The sequence below is a fragment of the Mesorhizobium sp. ORS 3428 genome, from assembly GCF_001854785.1.
Classification (GTDB): Bacteria; Pseudomonadota; Alphaproteobacteria; order Rhizobiales; family Rhizobiaceae; genus Mesorhizobium.
Genome location: NZ_MDFL01000115.1, coordinates 363981 through 383612 on the forward strand (window position 1 = coordinate 363981; position 19632 = coordinate 383612).

General features: G+C 64.0%; 18 protein-coding genes. 16 read left to right on the forward strand and 2 right to left on the reverse strand.

The window, feature by feature from the left end; translation table 11 throughout:
* The 8 genes from ORS3428_RS14935 (at nucleotide 1) to ORS3428_RS14970 (ending at nucleotide 7454) form a co-directional block, all read left to right on the forward strand.
* Nucleotides 1–1389, forward strand: coding sequence for a pyruvate dehydrogenase complex E1 component subunit beta (locus ORS3428_RS14935; protein WP_071098949.1), 1389 nt, complete (start codon nucleotides 1–3; stop codon nucleotides 1387–1389).
* Nucleotides 1390–1401: 12 nt separating this feature from the next.
* A complete protein-coding gene (locus tag ORS3428_RS14940) occupies nucleotides 1402–1689 on the forward strand; it encodes a hypothetical protein (RefSeq protein ID WP_131802902.1) in 288 nt (95 codons plus the stop codon).
* Nucleotides 1690–1692: 3 nt separating this feature from the next.
* Nucleotides 1693–3063 (forward strand): pyruvate dehydrogenase complex dihydrolipoamide acetyltransferase, encoded by a 1371-nt coding sequence (locus ORS3428_RS14945; protein ID WP_071098953.1) that lies wholly within the window; start codon nucleotides 1693–1695, stop codon nucleotides 3061–3063.
* A 128-nt stretch (nucleotides 3064–3191) separates the two neighbouring features.
* Nucleotides 3192–3830 carry an SGNH/GDSL hydrolase family protein gene (locus ORS3428_RS14950; protein WP_071098955.1) on the forward strand — a complete coding sequence of 213 codons (639 nt, stop codon included), beginning with the start codon at nucleotides 3192–3194 and terminating at the stop codon, nucleotides 3828–3830.
* A gap of 222 nt (nucleotides 3831–4052) precedes the next feature.
* Complete coding sequence (gene lpdA, locus ORS3428_RS14955; protein WP_071098957.1) at nucleotides 4053–5516, forward strand: dihydrolipoyl dehydrogenase; 1464 nt, start codon at nucleotides 4053–4055, stop codon at nucleotides 5514–5516.
* Between the two features lie 120 nt (nucleotides 5517–5636).
* Nucleotides 5637–5894: a GlsB/YeaQ/YmgE family stress response membrane protein gene (locus ORS3428_RS14960; protein ID WP_071098959.1), complete on the forward strand. Its 258-nt coding sequence runs from the start codon at nucleotides 5637–5639 to the stop codon at nucleotides 5892–5894.
* A 130-nt stretch (nucleotides 5895–6024) separates the two neighbouring features.
* On the forward strand, nucleotides 6025–6990 hold the full coding sequence (lipA, locus tag ORS3428_RS14965; RefSeq protein ID WP_071099279.1) for a lipoyl synthase: 966 nt from the start codon (nucleotides 6025–6027) through the stop codon (nucleotides 6988–6990).
* Between the two features lie 8 nt (nucleotides 6991–6998).
* A complete protein-coding gene (locus tag ORS3428_RS14970) occupies nucleotides 6999–7454 on the forward strand; it encodes a type II toxin-antitoxin system RatA family toxin (protein ID WP_071098961.1) in 456 nt (151 codons plus the stop codon).
* A gap of 3 nt (nucleotides 7455–7457) precedes the next feature.
* Here the strand turns inward: ORS3428_RS14970 and ORS3428_RS14975 are convergent, their stop codons facing one another.
* Both ORS3428_RS14975 and ORS3428_RS14980 read right to left on the reverse strand, forming a co-directional pair.
* The gene (locus ORS3428_RS14975; RefSeq protein ID WP_071098964.1) at nucleotides 7458–7955 is read right to left on the reverse strand and encodes a CinA family protein; all 498 of its coding nucleotides are present in this window, start codon (nucleotides 7953–7955) and stop codon (nucleotides 7458–7460) included.
* Complete coding sequence (locus ORS3428_RS14980; protein ID WP_071098966.1) at nucleotides 7952–9181, reverse strand: bifunctional 2-C-methyl-D-erythritol 4-phosphate cytidylyltransferase/2-C-methyl-D-erythritol 2,4-cyclodiphosphate synthase; 1230 nt, start codon at nucleotides 9179–9181, stop codon at nucleotides 7952–7954. The genes ORS3428_RS14975 and ORS3428_RS14980 overlap by 4 nt, the downstream gene beginning before the upstream one ends.
* Nucleotides 9182–9320: 139 nt before the next feature.
* Between ORS3428_RS14980 and dusB the strand changes: the two genes are divergently transcribed.
* The 8 genes from dusB (at nucleotide 9321) to hflX (ending at nucleotide 19624) form a co-directional block, all read left to right on the forward strand.
* On the forward strand, nucleotides 9321–10346 hold the full coding sequence (dusB, locus tag ORS3428_RS14985) for a tRNA dihydrouridine synthase DusB (RefSeq protein ID WP_071098969.1): 1026 nt from the start codon (nucleotides 9321–9323) through the stop codon (nucleotides 10344–10346).
* On the forward strand, nucleotides 10343–11485 hold the full coding sequence (locus ORS3428_RS14990; RefSeq protein ID WP_071098971.1) for a two-component system sensor histidine kinase NtrB: 1143 nt from the start codon (nucleotides 10343–10345) through the stop codon (nucleotides 11483–11485). The genes dusB and ORS3428_RS14990 overlap by 4 nt, the downstream gene beginning before the upstream one ends.
* Nucleotides 11482–12942, forward strand: a complete 1461-nt coding sequence (gene ntrC, locus ORS3428_RS14995) for a nitrogen regulation protein NR(I) (protein WP_071098974.1) — start codon at nucleotides 11482–11484, stop codon at nucleotides 12940–12942. Before ORS3428_RS14990 ends, ntrC begins: the two co-directional genes overlap by 4 nt.
* Nucleotides 12943–13159: 217 nt before the next feature.
* On the forward strand, nucleotides 13160–15451 hold the full coding sequence (locus ORS3428_RS15000; protein ID WP_071098976.1) for a sensor histidine kinase NtrY-like: 2292 nt from the start codon (nucleotides 13160–13162) through the stop codon (nucleotides 15449–15451).
* A complete protein-coding gene (ntrX, locus tag ORS3428_RS15005; protein ID WP_071098978.1) occupies nucleotides 15441–16802 on the forward strand; it encodes a nitrogen assimilation response regulator NtrX in 1362 nt (453 codons plus the stop codon). Before ORS3428_RS15000 ends, ntrX begins: the two co-directional genes overlap by 11 nt.
* Before the next feature lie 180 nt (nucleotides 16803–16982).
* A complete protein-coding gene (locus ORS3428_RS15010) occupies nucleotides 16983–17846 on the forward strand; it encodes a D-amino-acid transaminase (RefSeq protein WP_071098980.1) in 864 nt (287 codons plus the stop codon).
* A gap of 143 nt (nucleotides 17847–17989) precedes the next feature.
* Nucleotides 17990–18235 carry an RNA chaperone Hfq gene (hfq, locus tag ORS3428_RS15015; RefSeq protein WP_006202172.1) on the forward strand — a complete coding sequence of 82 codons (246 nt, stop codon included), beginning with the start codon at nucleotides 17990–17992 and terminating at the stop codon, nucleotides 18233–18235.
* On the forward strand, nucleotides 18236–19624 hold the full coding sequence (gene hflX / locus ORS3428_RS15020) for a GTPase HflX (RefSeq protein ID WP_071098982.1): 1389 nt from the start codon (nucleotides 18236–18238) through the stop codon (nucleotides 19622–19624). It abuts the gene before it with no gap.
* Nucleotides 19625–19632: the final 8 nt, after the last annotated feature.

Below are 19632 nucleotides of genomic sequence, written 5' to 3' on the forward strand. Positions count from 1 at the left end.
ATGCCGATCGAAATTCTCATGCCCGCGCTCTCGCCGACGATGGAAGAGGGCAATCTGGCCAAATGGCTGAAGAACGAAGGTGACAAGGTCGTTGCCGGTGACGTGATCGCCGAGATCGAGACCGACAAGGCGACCATGGAAGTCGAAGCCGTCGATGAAGGCACGCTCGGCAAGATCCTGGTCGCCGCCGGCACCGAAGGCGTCAAGGTCAACACGCCGATCGCCGTGCTTTTGCAGGACGGCGAGAGCACCGCCGATGTCGACAAGGCGACCGCTCCGGCCAAGGCGGAGGCTCCGGCAAAGGCCGAGGCGCCCGCCGCGAAGGAAGAGAAGGCGCCGGCTGCGCCCGTCGCTGCCGCGCCCAAGGCAGAGATTGCCGCCGATCCGGACATTCCCGCCGGCACTGAAATGGTCTCGACCACGGTGCGCGAGGCGCTCCGCGACGCCATGGCTGAGGAAATGCGCCGCGACGGCGACGTCTTCGTCATGGGTGAGGAGGTTGCCGAGTACCAGGGCGCCTACAAGATCACGCAAGGCCTGCTGCAGGAATTCGGGCCCCGGCGCGTTGTCGACACGCCGATCACCGAGCATGGCTTTGCCGGCGTCGGTGTCGGCGCGGCGATGGCCGGCCTCAAGCCGATCGTCGAGTTCATGACCTTCAACTTCGCCATGCAGGCGATCGACCAGATCATCAACTCGGCCGCCAAGACCCTCTATATGTCCGGCGGCCAGATGGGCGCGCCGATCGTGTTCCGTGGCCCGAACGGCGCCGCGGCCAGAGTCGCCGCGCAGCATTCGCAGTGCTATGCCGCCTGGTACAGCCATATCCCCGGCCTGAAGGTGGTGATGCCGTATACGGCCGCCGACGCCAAGGGCCTGCTCAAGGCGGCGATCCGCGATCCGAACCCGGTCATCTTCCTCGAGAACGAGATCCTCTACGGCCAGTCCTTCGACGTGCCTAAACTCGACGATTTCGTGCTGCCGATCGGCAAGGCGCGCGTGCATAAGCAGGGCAAGGACGTCACCATCGTCTCCTTCGGCATCGGCATGACCTACGCCGTCAAGGCGGAAGCCGAACTGCGCGGCATGGGCATCGACGCCGAGATCATCGATCTGAGAACCGTCCGGCCGCTCGACTTCGACACCGTCATCACCTCGGTCAAGAAGACCAACCGGCTGGTGGTGGTGGAGGAAGGCTTCCCGCAGAGCTCGGTCGGCGACCACATCGCCAGCCAGGTCTCGCAGCGCGCCYTCGACTTCCTCGATGCGCCGGTCATCACCATCGCCGGCAAGGACGTGCCGATGCCCTATGCGGCAAACCTCGAAAAGCTGGCCCTGCCCAATGTCGGCGAGGTCGTCGAGGCAGTCAAAGCCGTCACCTATCGGTAAGGAATGACGCCGATGCCGTCCTTCTGGGTTTTGGCCGCCGTCATCGCACCGACCGTCGGGCTTGCTTTTCTGGTGCGCTCGCTGACAGGCAAATTCGATGCGATCCTGCTGATGCTCAGCGGTGTCGCTTCGCTTGTTCTGGCAACTGTTGCGACGGGCTCCGCCCAGGTCGACCAGACGGGCGGCATGATGAGCCTGGAAATGAGCAAAAGCAGTTTCCACCTCGGCGTCCTGCCGCCGGTCTTCATCGTCGCCACGCTGACGGTCATGCGCGGCCTGTTCAAATTCATCCAGGAGTGAGCGATGCCAATCAACATCACCATGCCGGCCCTGTCGCCCACGATGGAAGAGGGCAATCTTGCCAAGTGGCTGGTCAAGGAGGGTGATAAGGTTTCGCCCGGCGACGTGATCGCGGAGATCGAGACCGACAAGGCGACGATGGAAGTCGAGGCTGTCGATGAGGGCACGGTCGCCAAGCTCATCGTTCCGGCCGGCACCGAAGGCGTCAAGGTGAACGCGGTGATCGCCATCCTGGCCGGTGAAGGCGAGGATGCCAGTGCCGCCGCGAAAGCCGACGGCGGTGCTGCGCCCAAGACGGAAGCTCCGAAAGCAGACGCTGCGAAAGCCGAGGCGCCTAAGGAAGCGCCGAAGGCGGCACCAGCCGCAGCGCCGGCACCAGCGAAAGCCGAGGCCGCTCCAGTCGCCAACGGCCATGCCGGCGGCGAGCGTGTGTTCGCGTCGCCGCTGGCGCGTCGCATCGCCAAGGATGCCGGAATCGACGTCGCGGCACTGGCCGGTTCCGGCCCGCATGGGCGGGTGGTGAAGGCCGATGTCGAGGCGGCAATCGCTTCCGGCGGCGCCAAGGCGGCACCCGCCGCCAAGGCACCGGCCGAGGCACCGGCAGCCGCTCCGGTCGCGAAGCCGATGTCGGACGACCAGGTGCTGAAGCTGTTCGCGGAAGGCTCCTACGAGCTCGTCCCGCACGACAACATGCGCAAGACCATTGCGCGCCGCCTTGTCGAGGCCAAGAGCACAATCCCGCATTTCTACCTGACGCTCGACTGCGAGCTCGACGCGCTGCTGGCGCTGCGCACGCAGCTCAACGCGGCGGCGCCGACGAAGAAGACCGACAAGGGCGAGGTTCCGGCCTACAAGCTCTCGGTCAACGACATGGTGATCAAGGCGATGGCGATGGCGCTGATGGCGGTGCCGGAAGCCAATGCCTCATGGACCGACAACGCCATGGTCAAGCACAAGCACGCCGATGTCGGCGTCGCGGTGTCGATCCCCGGCGGCCTGATCACGCCGATCATCCGCCGCGCCGACGAGAAGACGCTATCCACCATCTCCAACGAGATGAAGGACCTGGCGAGCCGCGCCCGCAGCCGCAAGCTGAAGCCCGAGGAATACCAGGGCGGCACCACGGCGGTGTCCAATCTCGGCATGTTCAGCGTCAAGGACTTCGCCGCCGTCATCAACCCTCCGCATGCGACCATCCTTGCGGTCGGCGCGGGCGAAGAGCGCGCGGTGGTGAAGAAGGGCGAGATCAAGATCGCCACCATGATGTCGGTGACGTTGTCCACCGATCACCGTGCCGTCGACGGAGCGCTCGGCGCGGAGTTGCTCGGCGCCTTCAAACGCATCATCGAGAATMCAATGGGCATGCTGGTCTAGGAAGGGAAAAAGGCGGTGCGGACATTCTTCACCAGCCTTTTCGCCTTCGTCATTTCCGGCCCCGCCGGCGCGCTGTTCGCATGCCGGCGTGTCAGGCGCTCGCAGTCAGATTTCGGTGGGGCAGCCGCATGAAGACAATTCTCTGCTACGGCGACTCGCTGACCTGGGGATATGACGCGGCCAGCCTCGGCCGCCATGCGCTGGAAGACCGCTGGCCGAGCGTGCTCAAGGCGGCGCTCGGCGAGGGCGTCGAGGTCATCGCCGAGGGCTTGAACGGCCGCACCACCGCCTTCGACGACCACCTGACCGGGGCCGACCGCAACGGCGCGCGGACGCTGCCGACAATCCTCACGACGCACGCCCCGCTCGACCTGATCATCTTCATGCTCGGCGCCAACGACATGAAGCCGTGGATCCACGGCAATCCGGTCGCCGCCAGGCAGGGAATGGAACGGCTAATCAATATCGTGCGCGGCCATGACTATCCGTTCGACTGGCCGGCGCCGCAGATCCTCATCGTCGCTCCGCCCGCGGTCACGCGCACCGACAATGCCGAATTCAAGGAAATGTTCGCCGGCGGCGACGACGCCTCGAAGCGGTTGCCGCCGCAATATTCGGCGCTGGCTGACGAGGCCGGCTGCGGCTTCTTCGATGCAGGCACCGTGGCGACGACAACGCCGCTCGACGGCGTCCATCTCGATGCCGAAAACACGCGGCGGATCGGCCGGGCGCTGGCCCCGCTCGTGCGCGTGATGTTAGCCACATGATAGTCAGCGCAAGCCTGATCGTTGGCATTTGGTTGGCAGTGCATTGGCAGGGCCGCCGAAGTCGACTTGTTGCCGGCTGCGCGTTGATGGGGCTCTGGATTTCCGATGCACTTTCAACAGTGATGCAAGAGCCAGCTTTCACGCCTTCAATACTGAGATACGAGCCGTATTCGATACCGGACCCTTCTTTCGGTAAAGCCACGCTTCAACAAGGACCGTAAAATGGCTGAATCCTACGACGTCATCATCATCGGCTCAGGCCCCGGCGGCTATGTGACCGCGGTGCGTTCGGCCCAACTCGGCTTCAAGACGGCGATCGTCGAGCGCGAGCATCTTGGCGGCATCTGCCTGAACTGGGGCTGCATCCCGACCAAGGCGCTGCTGCGCTCGGCCGAGATCATGCACTATTCCGACCATCTCAAGGACTATGGGCTGAAGCTGGACGGCAAGGTCAGCCCCGACACGGCCGCCGTTGTCGACCGCTCGCGCAAAGTATCCCTGAGGCTGAATGGCGGCGTCGGCTTCCTGATGAAAAAGAACAAGGTCGACGTCATCTGGGGCGAGGCGAAGCTTTCGAAGGCTCCTTCTGGTGACAAACCGGGAGAGATCGTGGTCTCCAAGACCGCCAAGAAGCCGATGGAACCGCAGCCGCCGGTGCCGAAGGGCGTCAAGGGCGAGGGCACCTACGCCGCCAAGCATATCATCCTCGCCACCGGCGCCAGACCGCGCGCACTGCCCGGCATCGAGCCGGACGGCAAACTGATCTGGACCTATTTCGAAGCGATGGTGCCGAAGGAGATGCCGAAGTCGCTTGTCGTGATGGGGTCGGGCGCGATCGGCATCGAATTCGCTTCCTTCTACCGCACCATGGGCGCCGACGTGACCGTCGTGGAACTGTTGCCGGCGGTGATGCCGATCGAGGACGCCGAGGTCTCGAAATTCGCGCAGAAGCAGTTCGAGAAGCAAGGGATGAAGATCCTGCTCGAGGCCAAGGTGACGAAGGTCGAAAAGGGCGCCAATTCGATCACCGCCCATGTCGAGACGAAGGACGGCAAGGTCGAGAAGATCACCGCCGACCGCATGATCTCGGCCGTCGGCGTCCAAGGCAACATCGAAAACCTCGGCCTCGAGGCGCTCGGCGTGAAGACCGAGCGCGGCTGCGTCGTCGTCGACGGCTACGGCAAGACGAATGTGCCCGGCATTTACGCCATCGGCGATGTGGCCGGACCGCCCATGCTGGCCCACAAGGCCGAGCATGAGGGCGTGGTCTGCGTCGAGAAGATCGCCAATTTCCCCGGCGTGCATGCCATCGACAAGCTGAAAATCCCCGGCTGCACCTATTGCAGCCCGCAGGTCGCCTCGGTCGGCCTGACCGAAGCCAGGGCCAAGGCCGAAGGCAAGGACATCCGCGTCGGYCGCTTCCAGTTCGGCGCCAATGGCAAGGCCATCGCGCTCGGCGAGGACCAAGGCTTCGTCAAGACCATCTTCGACAAGAAGACCGGCCAGCTCCTCGGCGCGCATATGATCGGCGCCGAGGTGACCGAGCTCATCCAGGGCTTCGTGGTGGCGATGAACCTGGAGACCACCGAGGAAGAGCTGATGCACACGATCTTCCCGCATCCGACCCTGTCGGAGATGATGAAGGAAAGCGTGCTCGACGCCTATGGCCGCGCTTTGAACGCGTGATAAATCGCCAATCGGTGATAGATTGGCCTCGCGAGACTCAGACGCGAGCGCCGGAGGGCTCTGACGGCAAGGCAGTTCGTATCCGGATGCATTTTCACCTGATCGAGGAGGAGTTGGCATATGGACGTGAATGGCGTGGGYTGGGTTGCAGCCATCATCATCGGCGGCTTGGCCGGATGGTTCGCCGAGATGGTCATGAAGAGCAACACCGGCATCTTCATGAACATCATCCTGGGCATCGTCGGCGCGATCGTGCTCAACGCGATCCTGCAAGCTCTCCATGTCCAGTCTTTCGGCGTCGGCTGGCTTGCCTATCTGATCACCGGCTTCATCGGCGCCTGCCTGCTGATCTTTGTAGGTCGGCTGGTGCGGCGCTGAGCCCCGACGAGCTCCGCTATGCGAAAATGGCCGTGGCGGCATGCGCCGGCGYGGCCTTTTTCTTTGCTCCGAAAAGTCCTAGATGACGCAGACAGGCGGTCGCGTCGCCAGCGRCCGCGAAGGGTTTGAGATGGTCACTGTTCTCGATACGATCGCCAACGCGCCGCGCCCGCGGCATCCGGAGAAGGCGCACAGGCCGGACCAGGAGGTACTGCGCAAGCCGGACTGGATCCGCGTCAAGGCGCCGGTATCGAAAGGCTATGCCGAGACGCGCGAGATCGTGAAATCGCACAAGCTGGTCACGGTGTGCGAGGAGGCCGGCTGCCCGAACATCGGCGAATGCTRGGACAAGAAGCACGCCACCTTCATGATCATGGGCGAGATCTGCACGCGCGCCTGCGCCTTCTGCAACGTCGCCACCGGCATCCCGACGGCGCTCGATCCGGATGAGCCGGCGCGCGTCGCGCATGCGGTCAAACAGATGGGCCTCAGCCACGTCGTCATCACGTCGGTCGACCGCGACGATCTTGCCGATGGCGGTGCGCARCATTTCGCCGACGTCATCCACGCCATCCGCGCGGCTGCCCCTGCGACGACGATCGAGATCCTGACGCCAGACTTCCTGCGCAAGGACGGCGCGCTTGAGATCGTCGTTGCCGCCAAGCCGGACGTCTTCAACCACAATCTGGAAACCGTGCCGTCGAACTACCTGACGGTCCGGCCGGGCGCCCGCTACTTCCATTCGATCCGACTCTTGCAGCGGGTCAAGGAACTCGACCCGTCGATCTTCACCAAGTCAGGCATCATGGTCGGCCTCGGCGAGGAGCGGAACGAGGTCCTGCAGCTGATGGACGACCTGCGTTCTGCCAATGTCGACTTCATGACCATCGGCCAGTATCTGCAGCCTTCGAAGAAGCATCACCCAGTGATCCGCTTCGTCACGCCGGACGAGTTCAAGTCCTACGAGACGATCGGCAAGACGAAGGGCTTTCTGCTGATGGCATCGAGCCCGCTGACGCGTTCCTCGCACCACGCCGGCGAAGACTTCGCCAGGCTGCGTGCTGCGCGCGAGGCGCAGCTCAAGAAAGCCGGCTGACCGGTTCGATGCCGAAATTCGAAGCCACCCGCCGCGTCGCCTATACGCCGCAACAGATGTTCGCGCTGGTGGCGGATGTCGAGGCCTATCCGCAATTCCTGCCGCTCTGCGAGGCGCTGACTGTGCGCTCGCGCAAGGAGCGCGACGGCCGCACCATTCTCGTCGCCGATATGAGCATCGGCTACAAGGCGATCCGCGAGACCTTTACGACGCAGGTGCTCCTGAAGCCCGACGAGAACGCCATCGACGTCAAATATATCGACGGCCCGTTCAAATATCTCAGCAACGTCTGGCGCTTCGATCCGGCCGACGGCGGCAGCGAGGTGCATTTCTTCATCGACTACGAGTTCAAGAGCCGCATTCTCGGCGCGCTGATGGGCACGATGTTCGACCGTGCCTTCCGCATGTTCTCGGAGGCTTTCGAGAAGCGGGCAAACCTGATCTACGGCGTCAAGACCGCCTGATCTTCACCCCGCGCGGTCTTCACCAAGGGCGCGCAGCCCGAGGTGTAACGCGTGCCGCACCGTCTCGTGGCGGATGAATTCGCGCCCCTTATGACTGAACAGCTGGCGCTCGACGACGATCGGCTGGCCGGCAAGTGCTACCCCGAACCAGACGAGGCCGACCGGCTTTTCCGCCGACCCGCCGCTCGGGCCGGCAATGCCGGTGACTGCCAGGGAAAGGGTCGCGCGCGAATGCGCCAACGCGCCCACGGCCATCTCCTTGGCCGTCTCGCCGGAGACCGAACCATGCGCCTCGAGGGTTGCGGCGGAGACACCGAGCATCTCCATCTTGGCTTCGTTTGAATAGGTGATGAAACCGCGGTCGACCACGGCGGACGAACCGGCAATGTCGGTGAGTGCCGCGATGATCATGCCGCCTGTGCAGCTTTCGGCGGTCGCCAGCATGATGCCGCGCTGCTGGCAGGCCTGAAGCAGGGCATTGGCGAGTTCGGCGTTGCTCATGCCGGCACGTCTCCCGGATAAACGACGCTGGCGGTAGCGATCGCCGCTATGCCTTCGCCACGCCCGACAAAGCCGAGCTTCTCGTTGGTCGTCGCCTTGATCGAAATGCGCTCCGGCGCAATGCCGAGCATCGCCGCCAGCGCCGCCGTCATTGCATCGCGATGCGGCCCGACACGCGGCGCCTCGCAGATCAGCGTGATGTCGGCATTGGCGATGCGGCCACCGCGTTCGCGCACCAGCTTCGCCGCGTGTTCCACAAAGATCTTCGAGGCGACACCTTTCCATTGCGGGTCCGACGGCGGGAAATGCGTGCCGATGTCGCCGGCGCCGCAGGTGGCAAGCAGCGCATCGGTCAGCGCATGAAGCCCGACATCGGCGTCGGAATGGCCGGAGAGCTTTTGGGTGTGCGGAATGGTAACGCCGCACAGCGTGACATGGTCGCCGGCTTCGAAAGCATGCACGTCATAGCCGTTGCCGGTGCGGATGTCCGGAAAGCGCGGCAGCGCGTTGGAGAGCCGCTGGTCGGCCATCGCAATATCCCTTGCCCAGGTAAGCTTCACATTGTCCGGCGAGCCGGTGACGATCTTCACCGGAATATGCGCCCATTCGGCAATCGCCGCATCGTCGGTGAATTCCGTCTTGCCCAGATGATGCGCCTTCTCGTGCGCCGCGAGCAACGGCCAGAACGGARAACCCTGCGGCGTCTGCGCGGCGTGAAGGCCGGCCCGCGACACGGTCTCCTCGATCATGCCGGCAACGGATTCCCGCTTCAGCGTGTCGGCGACGGGCAGAGCGGGCAGCGCTCCCTGGCGCTCGCCGATGKCCTCGACGGTGCGGTCGATCAGCCCGGCATCGACGAACGGGCGCACCGCGTCATGCACCAGCACCTTTGCCGGCGCCTGTTCCCGCAGCGCAAGGAGCCCGAGCCGGACCGAGGCCTGGCGGGAGGCACCGCCGGTGACTGTGACAACGCGCCCCGCATCGGCTCCGGCCGCGCGCTCGAAGAGCTCGCGATCATCGGCATGGATCGCCACGACCACCGGGCCGACCTTCGGGTGCGACAGGAACTTTTCCAGCGTATGAGCGATGACGGCGCGGCCGCCGATGCGCTGATACTGCTTCGGCCCGTCGGCCTGCCCCGCGCGCGCGCCGCGCCCGGCGGCGACGATAACCACGCCGACCTTGTCGTCCCTGGCGCCCGCTAGTTTTGTATCGGAGTCCGTCATGGCGAGAGGCTTAGTCGCGCCTCAAGTGGAAGGCCAGCATTTTCCAAAATGCGCCTCAATGTGGCGTCATTGCGCGTTGCACAATGGCTTGCTTCTGGCCATAGAATGTGCACCAATCAAATATGCTTGGTTTTTGTGCATGCCTGAATTGACCGCTTTGGCTTCGCCTCTGGAAATTGGCCGTGTGAGGATCCGCAACCGCGTATTCCTTGCGCCGATGTCGGGCATCACCGACGAGCCGTTCCGGCAGCGCGCCTATGCGCATGGCGCCGGCCTGGTCGTGTCGGAAATGGTGGCAAGCGGCGAACTGGCCAAGGGCAGGGCCGGCTGCGACCTGCGCATCCGCCATTCCGGCCTGCCCGTCCACATGGTGCAGCTTGCCGGCCGCGAAGCCCAGCACATGGCTGAGGGCGCTCGAATCGCGGCAGGCGAGGGCGCCGACATCATCGACATCAACATGGGCTGCCCGGCAAAGAAGGTGACGGGCGGCTATGCTGGTTCGGCACTGATGCGCGATCTCGACCACGCGCTCTCGCTGATCGATGCGGTGGTCGGCGCCGTTTCCGTGCCGGTAACGGTCAAGATGCGGCTCGGCTGGGACGAAGGCGCGCTCAATGCGCCGATGCTGGCGCGCCGCGCCGAACAGGCGGGCGTGCGCATGGTGACCGTGCATGGCCGCACGCGCTGCCAGTTCTACCAGGGCAAGGCCGACTGGCGCGCCATAGCGCGCGTCAAGCAGGCGGTCTCGATCCCGGTGGTGGCCAATGGCGATGTCGGCTCGCCGGAGGACGCGGCGACAATCCTCGAACAGTCTGGCGCCGACGCGGTGATGGTCGGTCGTGCTCATTACGGCGCGCCGTGGATCGCCGGCAGCATCGCGGCGGCGGCCGCCGCTAGCATATCCGCGTACGGCGTCCCCGAAACCCCGCAAGCACTCGCCGACTATCTCGTTGCCCACTACGAGGACATGCTCTCGCTCTATGGCATCGAAAGCGGGCTGCGCCAGGCGCGCAAGCATCTCGGCTGGTATCTCGAGCGGCATGCGCCCGACGTTTCCGCCGAACAGCGCAAGCTGATCCTCACATCTTTCCAGCCGGCGGAGGTCATCCGTGGACTGCGCGAGGCGCTTACCGATGCGCCGACCGAGCTTCGGAGCGCGGCATGAAGGCGAGCCTCCCACAGTCAGCCGACATGGCGGACGCCGCCAACATCGTGCTCAACACCATCCGCCGCCCGGTCATCATGGTCGACCCCGATGGCTTCATCACTTTCGCCAATGCGGATGCCGAGGACTTCTTCCGCTCCAGCGCGACCATGCTTGCGCGCAACACTCTGTCCAAGCTGGTGCCGTTCGGCAGCCCGCTGCTGACGCTGGTCGACCAGGTGCGCGAGCGCCGCGCGCCGGTCAATGAATACCGCGTCGACGTCTCCTCGCCGCGACTCGGCATCGAAAAGATGGTCGATCTCTATGTCGCGCCGGTGCCGGAGTTTCCTGGCTYGGTCGTGGTGATGTTCCAGGAACGGTCGATGGCCGACAAGATCGACCGCCAGATGACGCATCGCGGCGCTGCGCGTTCGGTCACCGGTTTGGCGGCCATGCTGGCGCATGAGATCAAGAACCCGCTTTCCGGCATCCGCGGCGCGGCGCAATTGCTCGAATTGTCGGCCTCCGACGAGGACCGCGCACTGACGAGGCTGATCACCGACGAGACCGACCGCATCGTCTCGCWAGTCGACCGTATGGAGGTGTTTTCCGACGAGCGGCCGATCGAGCGCTTTCCCGTCAACATCCACGTCGTGCTCGACCATGTGAAGGCGATCGCAAAGAACGGCTTTGCGAAAAAAATCAAGATTTTGGAGGAGTATGATCCATCGCTTCCTCCGGTCTATGCCAACCGCGATCAGCTGATCCAAGTGTTCCTCAATCTGGTCAAGAACGCCGCCGAGGCGATCGGCGCCGACCCGCAAGGCGAGATCGTGCTGTCGACGGCTTTCCGGCCGGGCATTCGCGTTTCCGTGCCGGGAACGCCGGACCGTGTTTCGCTGCCGCTGGAATTCTGCGTGCATGACAACGGCCCCGGCGTTTCCGAAGACATCCTGCCGATTCTCTTCGATCCGTTCATCACCACCAAGCCGAACGGCTCAGGCCTGGGACTGGCGCTGGTGGCCAAGATCGTCGGCGAGCATGGCGGCATCATCGAATGCGATTCGACGCCGCGCGGAACCACCTTCCGCGTCCTGATGCCGGCCTGGAAGGAGACTTCGCCCACCTCAGGCGACGAAGCTGAAGGAGACCGCAAATGACCGCTCGCGGCAATATCCTCGTCGCCGACGACGATGCGGCCATCCGCACCGTGCTGAACCAGGCGCTGTCGCGCGTCGGCCATGACGTGCGCGTCACCTCGAACGCCTCGACGCTGTGGCGCTGGGTGGCGGCCGGTGAGGGGGATCTCGTCATCACCGACGTGGTGATGCCCGACGAGAATGCCTTCGACATGCTGCCACGCATCAAGAAGGCGCGGCCGGAACTGCCGGTCATCGTCATGAGCGCACAGAACACTTTCATGACCGCCATCCGCGCCTCCGAGACCGGCGCCTACGAATACCTGCCGAAGCCTTTCGACCTCACTGAGCTGCTCAACATCGTCAACCGGGCGCTGGCCGAGCCGAAGCGGCCGAAGCTCGATTCGCGTGCGGAGGAACAACCGGAGACGATGCCGCTGGTCGGCCGCTCGGCCGCCATGCAGGACATCTACCGCATGCTGGCGCGCATGATGCAGACCGACCTGACGGTGATGATCAGCGGCGAATCCGGAACCGGCAAGGAACTGGTGGCGCGTGCGCTGCACGAATATGGCCGCCGCCGCGGCGGGCCGTTCGTGGCGATCAACATGGCCGCGATCCCCCGCGACCTGATCGAATCGGAGCTTTTCGGCCATGAGAAGGGCGCCTTCACCGGCGCTCAGAACCGCTCCACCGGCCGTTTCGAGCAGGCCGAAGGCGGCACGCTGTTCCTCGACGAGATCGGCGACATGCCGATGGAGGCGCAGACGCGCCTGCTGCGCGTGCTGCAGCAGGGCGAATACACGACCGTCGGCGGCCGAACGCCGATCAAGACCGATGTTCGCATCGTAGCCGCGACCAACAAGGATCTGAGGACGCTGATCAACCAGGGACTGTTCCGCGAGGACCTGTTCTACCGCCTGAATGTCGTGCCGCTGAGGCTGCCGGCGCTGCGCGAACGGTCGGAAGACGTTCCCGACCTTGTGCGGCACTTCTTCAAGCAGGGCGCCAGCGAAGGCCTGCAGACCAAGCGCATTTCGGCGGGCGGCATCGAGCTGATGAAGCGCTACCCTTGGCCCGGCAATGTGCGCGAGCTGGAAAACCTCGTGCGCCGGCTCGCCGCGCTCTATTCACAGGACGAGATTTCGGCCGAGATCATCGAGGCCGAGCTCAAGACCGGCGAAAGGCCAGTGGTGCCGGGCGTCGGCCCGCTTATCCCCGACGATCTGTCGATCGGCCAGGYGGTCGAGCATTTCCTGCAGCGCTATTTCGCGTCCTTTGCCGGCGAACTGCCGCCATCCGGGCTTTACCAGCGCATACTCGCCGAGGTCGAATATCCGCTGGTGCTGGCCTCGATGACCGCAACGCGCGGCAACCAGATCAAGGCGGCCGAGCTCTTGGGCCTAAACCGTAACACGCTGCGCAAGAAGATCCGCGAGCTCGGCGTCAACGTCTACAAGGCCTCCAGGCAGCCCTGAAACGCGCAGCATCGAACCGATTCGAGCTGCGCGCTTTAACCGCTTGTTTTCATGCATGTCGTTTTCCCAAACCGGTACGCCCTTTTGGCGACATGCATTGGCGCCTTCACGTTTGGGGATTGAGCTGGGGAAAGATTTCCGTCCCGGCCACACTTGTTGCATAATCGCCACAATGCGTTGCATACATCCGACGCAATGACCGACATAAGACGGCGATATGGGCGCTGAGGGTCCGACACTGAACCAACCGCTTTTCAGCCGGGCCGGCGTTCGCGACGGCCGCCGGCTGCTGGCGCTGCCTGGCGTGGTCGCGATCGTGGGCGCGATGATCACGGCCGCGATCTCGTTTGCGATCCTGGTCGGGGCGACGCCCATTGCGCCGAACGCCAATACGACCTGGGCGCTGATCGCGCTCAATGCCGTCTTCGTGCTGTTCCTGATCGCGCTGATTGCCCGTGAGGTGCGGCGAATCGTCATGGCACGCCGTCATGGCCGGGCCGCCTCGCGCCTGCATGTGCGCATCGTTGCCATGTTCGCGCTGGTGGCCGCCATTCCGGCGATCATGGTGGCGATCATCGCCTCGATCACGCTCGATATCGGCCTCGACCGCTGGTTCGAAATCCGCACCAAAACCATCGTCAATTCGTCGCTGTCGATCGCGGACGCCTACGTCCAGGAAAATGCGCGCAACCTGCAGGGCACAACCCTGTCGATGGCCTATGACCTCGACGCTTCGCGCACCCTCTACGGTCTCGACCGCACCGGTTTCCTCGACCTGATGAACAAGGAAGCCGTCGGCCGCGGGCTGGCGCATGCGGCGCTGATCAAGCCCGACGGCTCTTTCGTCATGAGCGCCAAGACGGGTGCGGATTTCGCCATGCCCGAGCCGCCGCCGGGCGCGGTCGAAAGCGCCGCCGACGGYAAGCCGGTGCTGATCGAGCCGCGCACCCGCAACATCATGGGCGCCATCGTCAAGCTGCGCGAGATCGAGGGCCTTTATCTCTTCACGATCCGGCTGGTCGATCCCGAAGTGATCCGGGCGCGCCAGATCGTCAAATCCAACACCGACGAATACCGCAACCTCGAGGACAACCGCCGCACATCCCAGGTGGCCTTTGCGCTGCCCTATCTGTCGCTGACACTGATCATCATCCTGTCGGCGATCTGGACCGGAATCGCGGTCGCAGACCGGCTGGTGCGGCCGATCCGCCAGTTGATCGGCGCGGCCGACGAGGTGGCCACCGGCAATCTCGACGTCRCCGTTCCCGTTCGCCAGTCCGACGGCGACGTGGCCTCGCTGGGCGAGACCTTCAACAACATGATCCTCGAGCTCAAATCGCAGAGGAACGAACTCCTGTCGGCCAAGGACCTGATCGACGAGCGGCGCCGTTTCTCCGAAGCGGTGCTGGAGGGCGTCACCGCCGGCGTCATCGGCGTCGATTCCTTTGGCACCATCACCATCGTCAACCGCTCGGCCGAAACCATGCTCGCGATTTCCGCCAGCGCTGCGCTCGGACAGAATCTCTCGGCCATCCTGCCGCATGTCGGCCGTGTCTTCGAGATCGGGCGCCAGTCCGGCAAGCCGGTCTATCGTGAGCAGGTGACCTTCTTCCGCGCCGGCATGGAGCGGACATTCAACGTCCAGATTACCGTCGAGGCGGATGAGGACGGCTCGGAAGAGAAATCCTATGTCGTCACCGTCGACGACATCACCGACCTCGTGCAGGCGCAGCGCTCGTCGGCCTGGGCGGATGTGGCGCGCCGTATCGCTCATGAGATCAAGAATCCGCTGACGCCGATCCAGCTCTCGGCCGAGCGCATCAGGCGCCGCTACGGCAAGGTCATCACCGAGGATCGCGAAGTCTTCGACCAGTGCACCGACACCATCATCCGCCAGGTCGAGGACATCGGCAGAATGGTCGACGAATTCTCGGCCTTCGCCCGCATGCCGAAACCGGAAATGAAGATCATCGATCTGCGCGAAGCGCTGCGCGAAGCGTCGTTCCTGGTGGAAGTCAGCCGCTCCGACATCGCCTTCGAGCGCAATTTCGGCCCCGAGCCGCTCAAGGRCACGTTCGACAGCCGCCTGATGGCGCAGGCCTTCGGCAACGTCATCAAGAACGCCGCAGAAGCGATTGACGGGCTTGATGCGCAAGACCGCTCCGACGGCACAATCCGGATTCAAGCCGGGCGCCAAGATGGCGCCATAAGAATCGACGTTATCGACAACGGCAAAGGGCTGCCGCGCGAGAATCGGCAGAGGCTGCTCGAGCCCTACATGACGACGCGCGAAAAAGGCACCGGCCTTGGCCTCGCTATCGTCAAGAAGATCGTGGAGGACCATGGCGGCCGGCTCGAACTACACGACGCGCCGCCTGACTTCCACGGCGGCCGGGGGGCGATGATCTCGATCATCCTGCCGCCGGCGGCGGTCGTTGCCGCGCCGCCACGCGGCGAAGGCCGCAACGAAAACCAACGAGAAACTGAAAAGGTCGGTAATGGCGTCTGACATTCTCATCGTCGATGACGAGGAAGACATCCGCGAGCTTATCGCTGGTATCCTGAGCGACGAAGGCCACGAAACCCGCACGGCGCATGATGCCGACAGCGCGCTTGCAGCAATTGCTGATCGTGCGCCGCGGCTGATTTTCCTCGATATTTGGCTGCAGGGCTCTCGCCTCGACGGTCTGGCGCTGCTGGACGAGATCAAGACCATGCATCCGAACATGCCGGTGGTGATGATCTCCGGCCACGGCAACATCGAAACGGCGGTCTCCGCCATCCGCCGTGGCGCCTATGACTTCATCGAGAAGCCGTTCAAGGCCGATCGCCTCATCCTGATCGCCGAGCGCGCGCTGGAGACGTCCAAGCTGAGGCGCGAGGTCTCCGACCTCAAGCTGCGCAGCGGCGAGACTTTCGACCTGATCGGCATGTCGTCGGCGATGAGCCAGTTGCGGCAAACCATCGAGCGCGTCGCGCCGACCAACAGCCGCATCATGATCATCGGTCCGTCCGGCTCCGGCAAGGAACTGACGGCACGCGCCGTCCACGCGCTGTCGGCGCGCAAGAACGGGCCGTTCGTGACGCTGAGTGCCGCCACCATCACGCCCGAGCGCATGGAGATCGAGCTGTTCGGCACCGAATCGAACGGCACCGAGCGCAAGGTCGGCGCGTTGGAGGAGGCCCATCGCGGCATCCTTTACATCGACGAAGTGGCCGACATGCCACGCGAGACGCAGAACAAGATCCTGCGCGTTCTAGTCGAGCAGCAGTTCGAGCGGGTAGGGGGCACCAAGCGGGTCAAGGTCGACGTCCGCATCATCTCGTCCACCTCGCAGAACCTGGAGGCGATGATCGCCGATGGCCGCTTCCGCGAGGATCTCTACCACCGATTGGCGGTGGTTCCGGTCATGGTGCCGGGCCTGGCCGAGCGGCGCGAGGATATTCCTTATCTCGTCGACAATTTCATGAAGCAGATCGCGCGTCAGGCCGGCATCAAGCCGCGCCGCATCGGCGACGACGCGCTTGCCGTGCTGCAGGCGCATAACTGGCCGGGCAATGTCCGCCAGTTGCGCAACAATGTCGAGCGGTTGATGATCCTGGCCCGTGGCGGCGACGTCGATGCGCCGATCACCGCCGACCTTCTGCCCTCCGAGATCGGCGACGTCATGCCGCGCACGCCGAACCAGTCGGATCAGCACATCATGGCGCTGCCGCTGCGCGAGGCGCGCGAGCAGTTCGAGAAGGACTATCTCATCGCCCAGATCAACCGCTTCGGCGGCAACATCTCGAAGACGGCGGAGTTCATCGGGATGGAGCGATCCGCCCTGCACCGCAAGCTGAAGTCGCTGGGTGTCTGAAGCAATTCCAGGAAAAGCACGCAGCGGTTTTCCGTCCGGAATTGCGAAAAAACAAATGCTTGGAGCGCATCGGCGATCCCCTCAAACGCTGAACCGCTTGAGGACCTTTGGCCCACCCGATTGTTCATTACGGCGACGGCGGAATCGCCTAAGTAAGCCGAATTGCCCTGAGGTGTTCCCATGCCGCGCATTGCCTATGTCAACGGGCGCTACGTCGCCCATGCTGAAGCCCGCGTCCATATCGAGGATCGCGGCTACCAGTTCGCCGACGGTGTCTACGAGGTGTGCGAGGTGGCGCGCGGCTGTATCGTCGACATGCCGCGCCATCTGGCCCGGCTGAAGCGCTCGCTGAAGGAACTGTCGATCGCCTGGCCAGTTTCGGAAGGCGTTCTGCCGATGCTGCTGCGCGAGGTGGTGCGCCGCAATCATGTCGTCAACGGCCTTGTCTATCTGCAGGTGACGCGCGGCGTCGCCAGTCGCGAGTTCTTTTTCCCATCAGCCGACGTCAGGCCGTCTTTGGTGATAACGGCCCGGAAGGCCGATCCCGCCGCGGCCGCCAAGCGGGTCGAAACCGGGATCAAGGTGATCACCGTGCCGGAGAATCGCTGGGACCGCGTCGACATCAAGAGCACCGGCCTGCTGCCAAACGTGCTCGCCAAGCAGAAGGCCAAGGAGGCGGGCGCCCACGAGGCCTGGTTCGTCGACCCCGACGGCACCGTCAAGGAAGGTGGCTCGTCCAATGCCTGGATCGTCACGCGGGACGGCGTCCTGGTGACGCGGCCGRCCGAGCATGGCATCCTGCGCGGCATCACGCGCACGACCTTGTTCGATGTCGCCGCCAAGCTCGGTCTGAAGATCGAAGAGCGTGGATTTTCCGTCGCAGAAGCCAAGGCCGCGCGCGAGGCTTTCATCAGTTCCGCGACCACAATCGCCATGCCGGTGGTCGAAATCGACGGTGCACCGATCGCAAATGGCCACCCCGGCTCTATGACACTTTCGTTGCGGCAGGCATTTTTTGACATTGCGGAAAAAAGTCCAGCCTGATAACCGCAAAGGTGGAATGAACCTCAACTATCTCGTTCTGCTTGCCACACTGACGGCAAGAGGGGGTTTGCTCGCTTGACAGTTGCCGCGTAATTTGGCGCACTAGCCTGCAGACCGAAGGGGATCGGCGAAAGACAAAAACAATGGCGGAACGATCGCAAAACCTTCAGGACCTGTTCCTGAATTCAGTTCGCAAGAGCAAAAATCCACTTACCATCTTCCTCATCAACGGCGTGAAGCTGACGGGCGTCGTCACTTCGTTCGACAATTTTTGTGTGTTGTTGCGGCGCGACGGGCATTCCCAGCTCGTCTACAAGCACGCCATTTCCACGATCATGCCGAGCCAGCCGGTTCAGATGTTCGATGGTGAGGAAAGCCAGGGCGCCTGATTGGCACGTGAGAAAGACGCGGACCGTAGCGTTCGCGGCAAGCAAGGATATCAGCTCGGGCCGGAAGCCAAGGACCCGACCCGAGCGGTTGTCATTGTGCCGGTGCTTGCGCGCCAGCCGCGCGGCGACGACGATTCGAGCCGTCCGCGCCTGAGCCGCTCGGCGGATGCGCGCCACGACGAGGCAGTCGGGCTTGCCAGCGCCATCGATCTCGACCCGGTCCACACGGCGGTGGTGACGGTTGCAGATCCGCGTCCGGCAACGCTTCTCGGCAGCGGCAAGGTGGCGGAGTTCGCCGACATCGTGAAGGAGCGCAACGCGGAGCTGGTCATCGTCGATCATCCGCTGACGCCGGTGCAGCAGCGCAACCTCGAAAAAGAACTGAACGCCAAGGTGCTCGACCGCACCGGGCTGATCTTGGAGATCTTCGGCGAACGCGCAAGGACCAAGGAAGGTACCCTCCAGGTCGAGCTTGCGCATCTCAACTACCAGAAAGGCCGGCTGGTACGGAGCTGGACCCACCTCGAGCGGCAGCGTGGCGGCGCTGGTTTCCTCGGCGGTCCGGGCGAAACCCAGATCGAGTCCGACCGGCGCATCCTGCAGGACAAGATCACCAAGCTGAAGCATGAGCTGGAAACGGTTCGCCGCACGCGCGACCTGCACCGGGCCAAGCGTAAGAAGGTGCCGTTCCCGGTTGTGGCGATCGTCGGCTACACCAACGCCGGAAAGTCGACGCTGTTCAACCGGCTGACCGGGGCAGGGGTGCTGGCCGAGGACATGCTGTTCGCCACGCTTGACCCGACCTTGCGCCGTGTGCGCCTGCCGCATGGCACGCCGATCATCCTGTCGGACACGGTCGGCTTCATCTCCGACCTGCCGACGCATCTGGTCGCCGCCTTCCGGGCTACGCTGGAGGAGGTCGTCGAGGCCGATCTCGTGCTGCATCTGCGCGATATTTCCGATCCTGACACGGCCGCCCAGGCCGAAGATGTCGAGCGCATTCTCGGCGATCTTGGCGTCGATGCCGCCGACACCAGCCGTGTGATCGAGGTGTGGAACAAGATCGACCTGCWCGACGAAGGCAATCGGGAGCGCCTGCTTGCCGCAAGCGCCGACGGTAAGGCACCGCCGATCGCGATATCGGCTGCGACCGGCGAGGGGATCGACGCGCTGAGGGCACTCATCGAGACCAGAGTATCGGGCGAACTCGAGACCATGACGGTGACCCTGAGTCCCGCCCAACTCGGCCAGGTCGACTGGCTCTATCGCAACGGCGATGTCGTTTCGCGGACCGACAATGAGGACGGCAGCGTCACCATCTCGCTGACGGCGACGCACAACGCAAGGCAGGAAATCGAGAGCAGGCTGAACCGCAAGAGCGCTCGGTAATCCGCTGC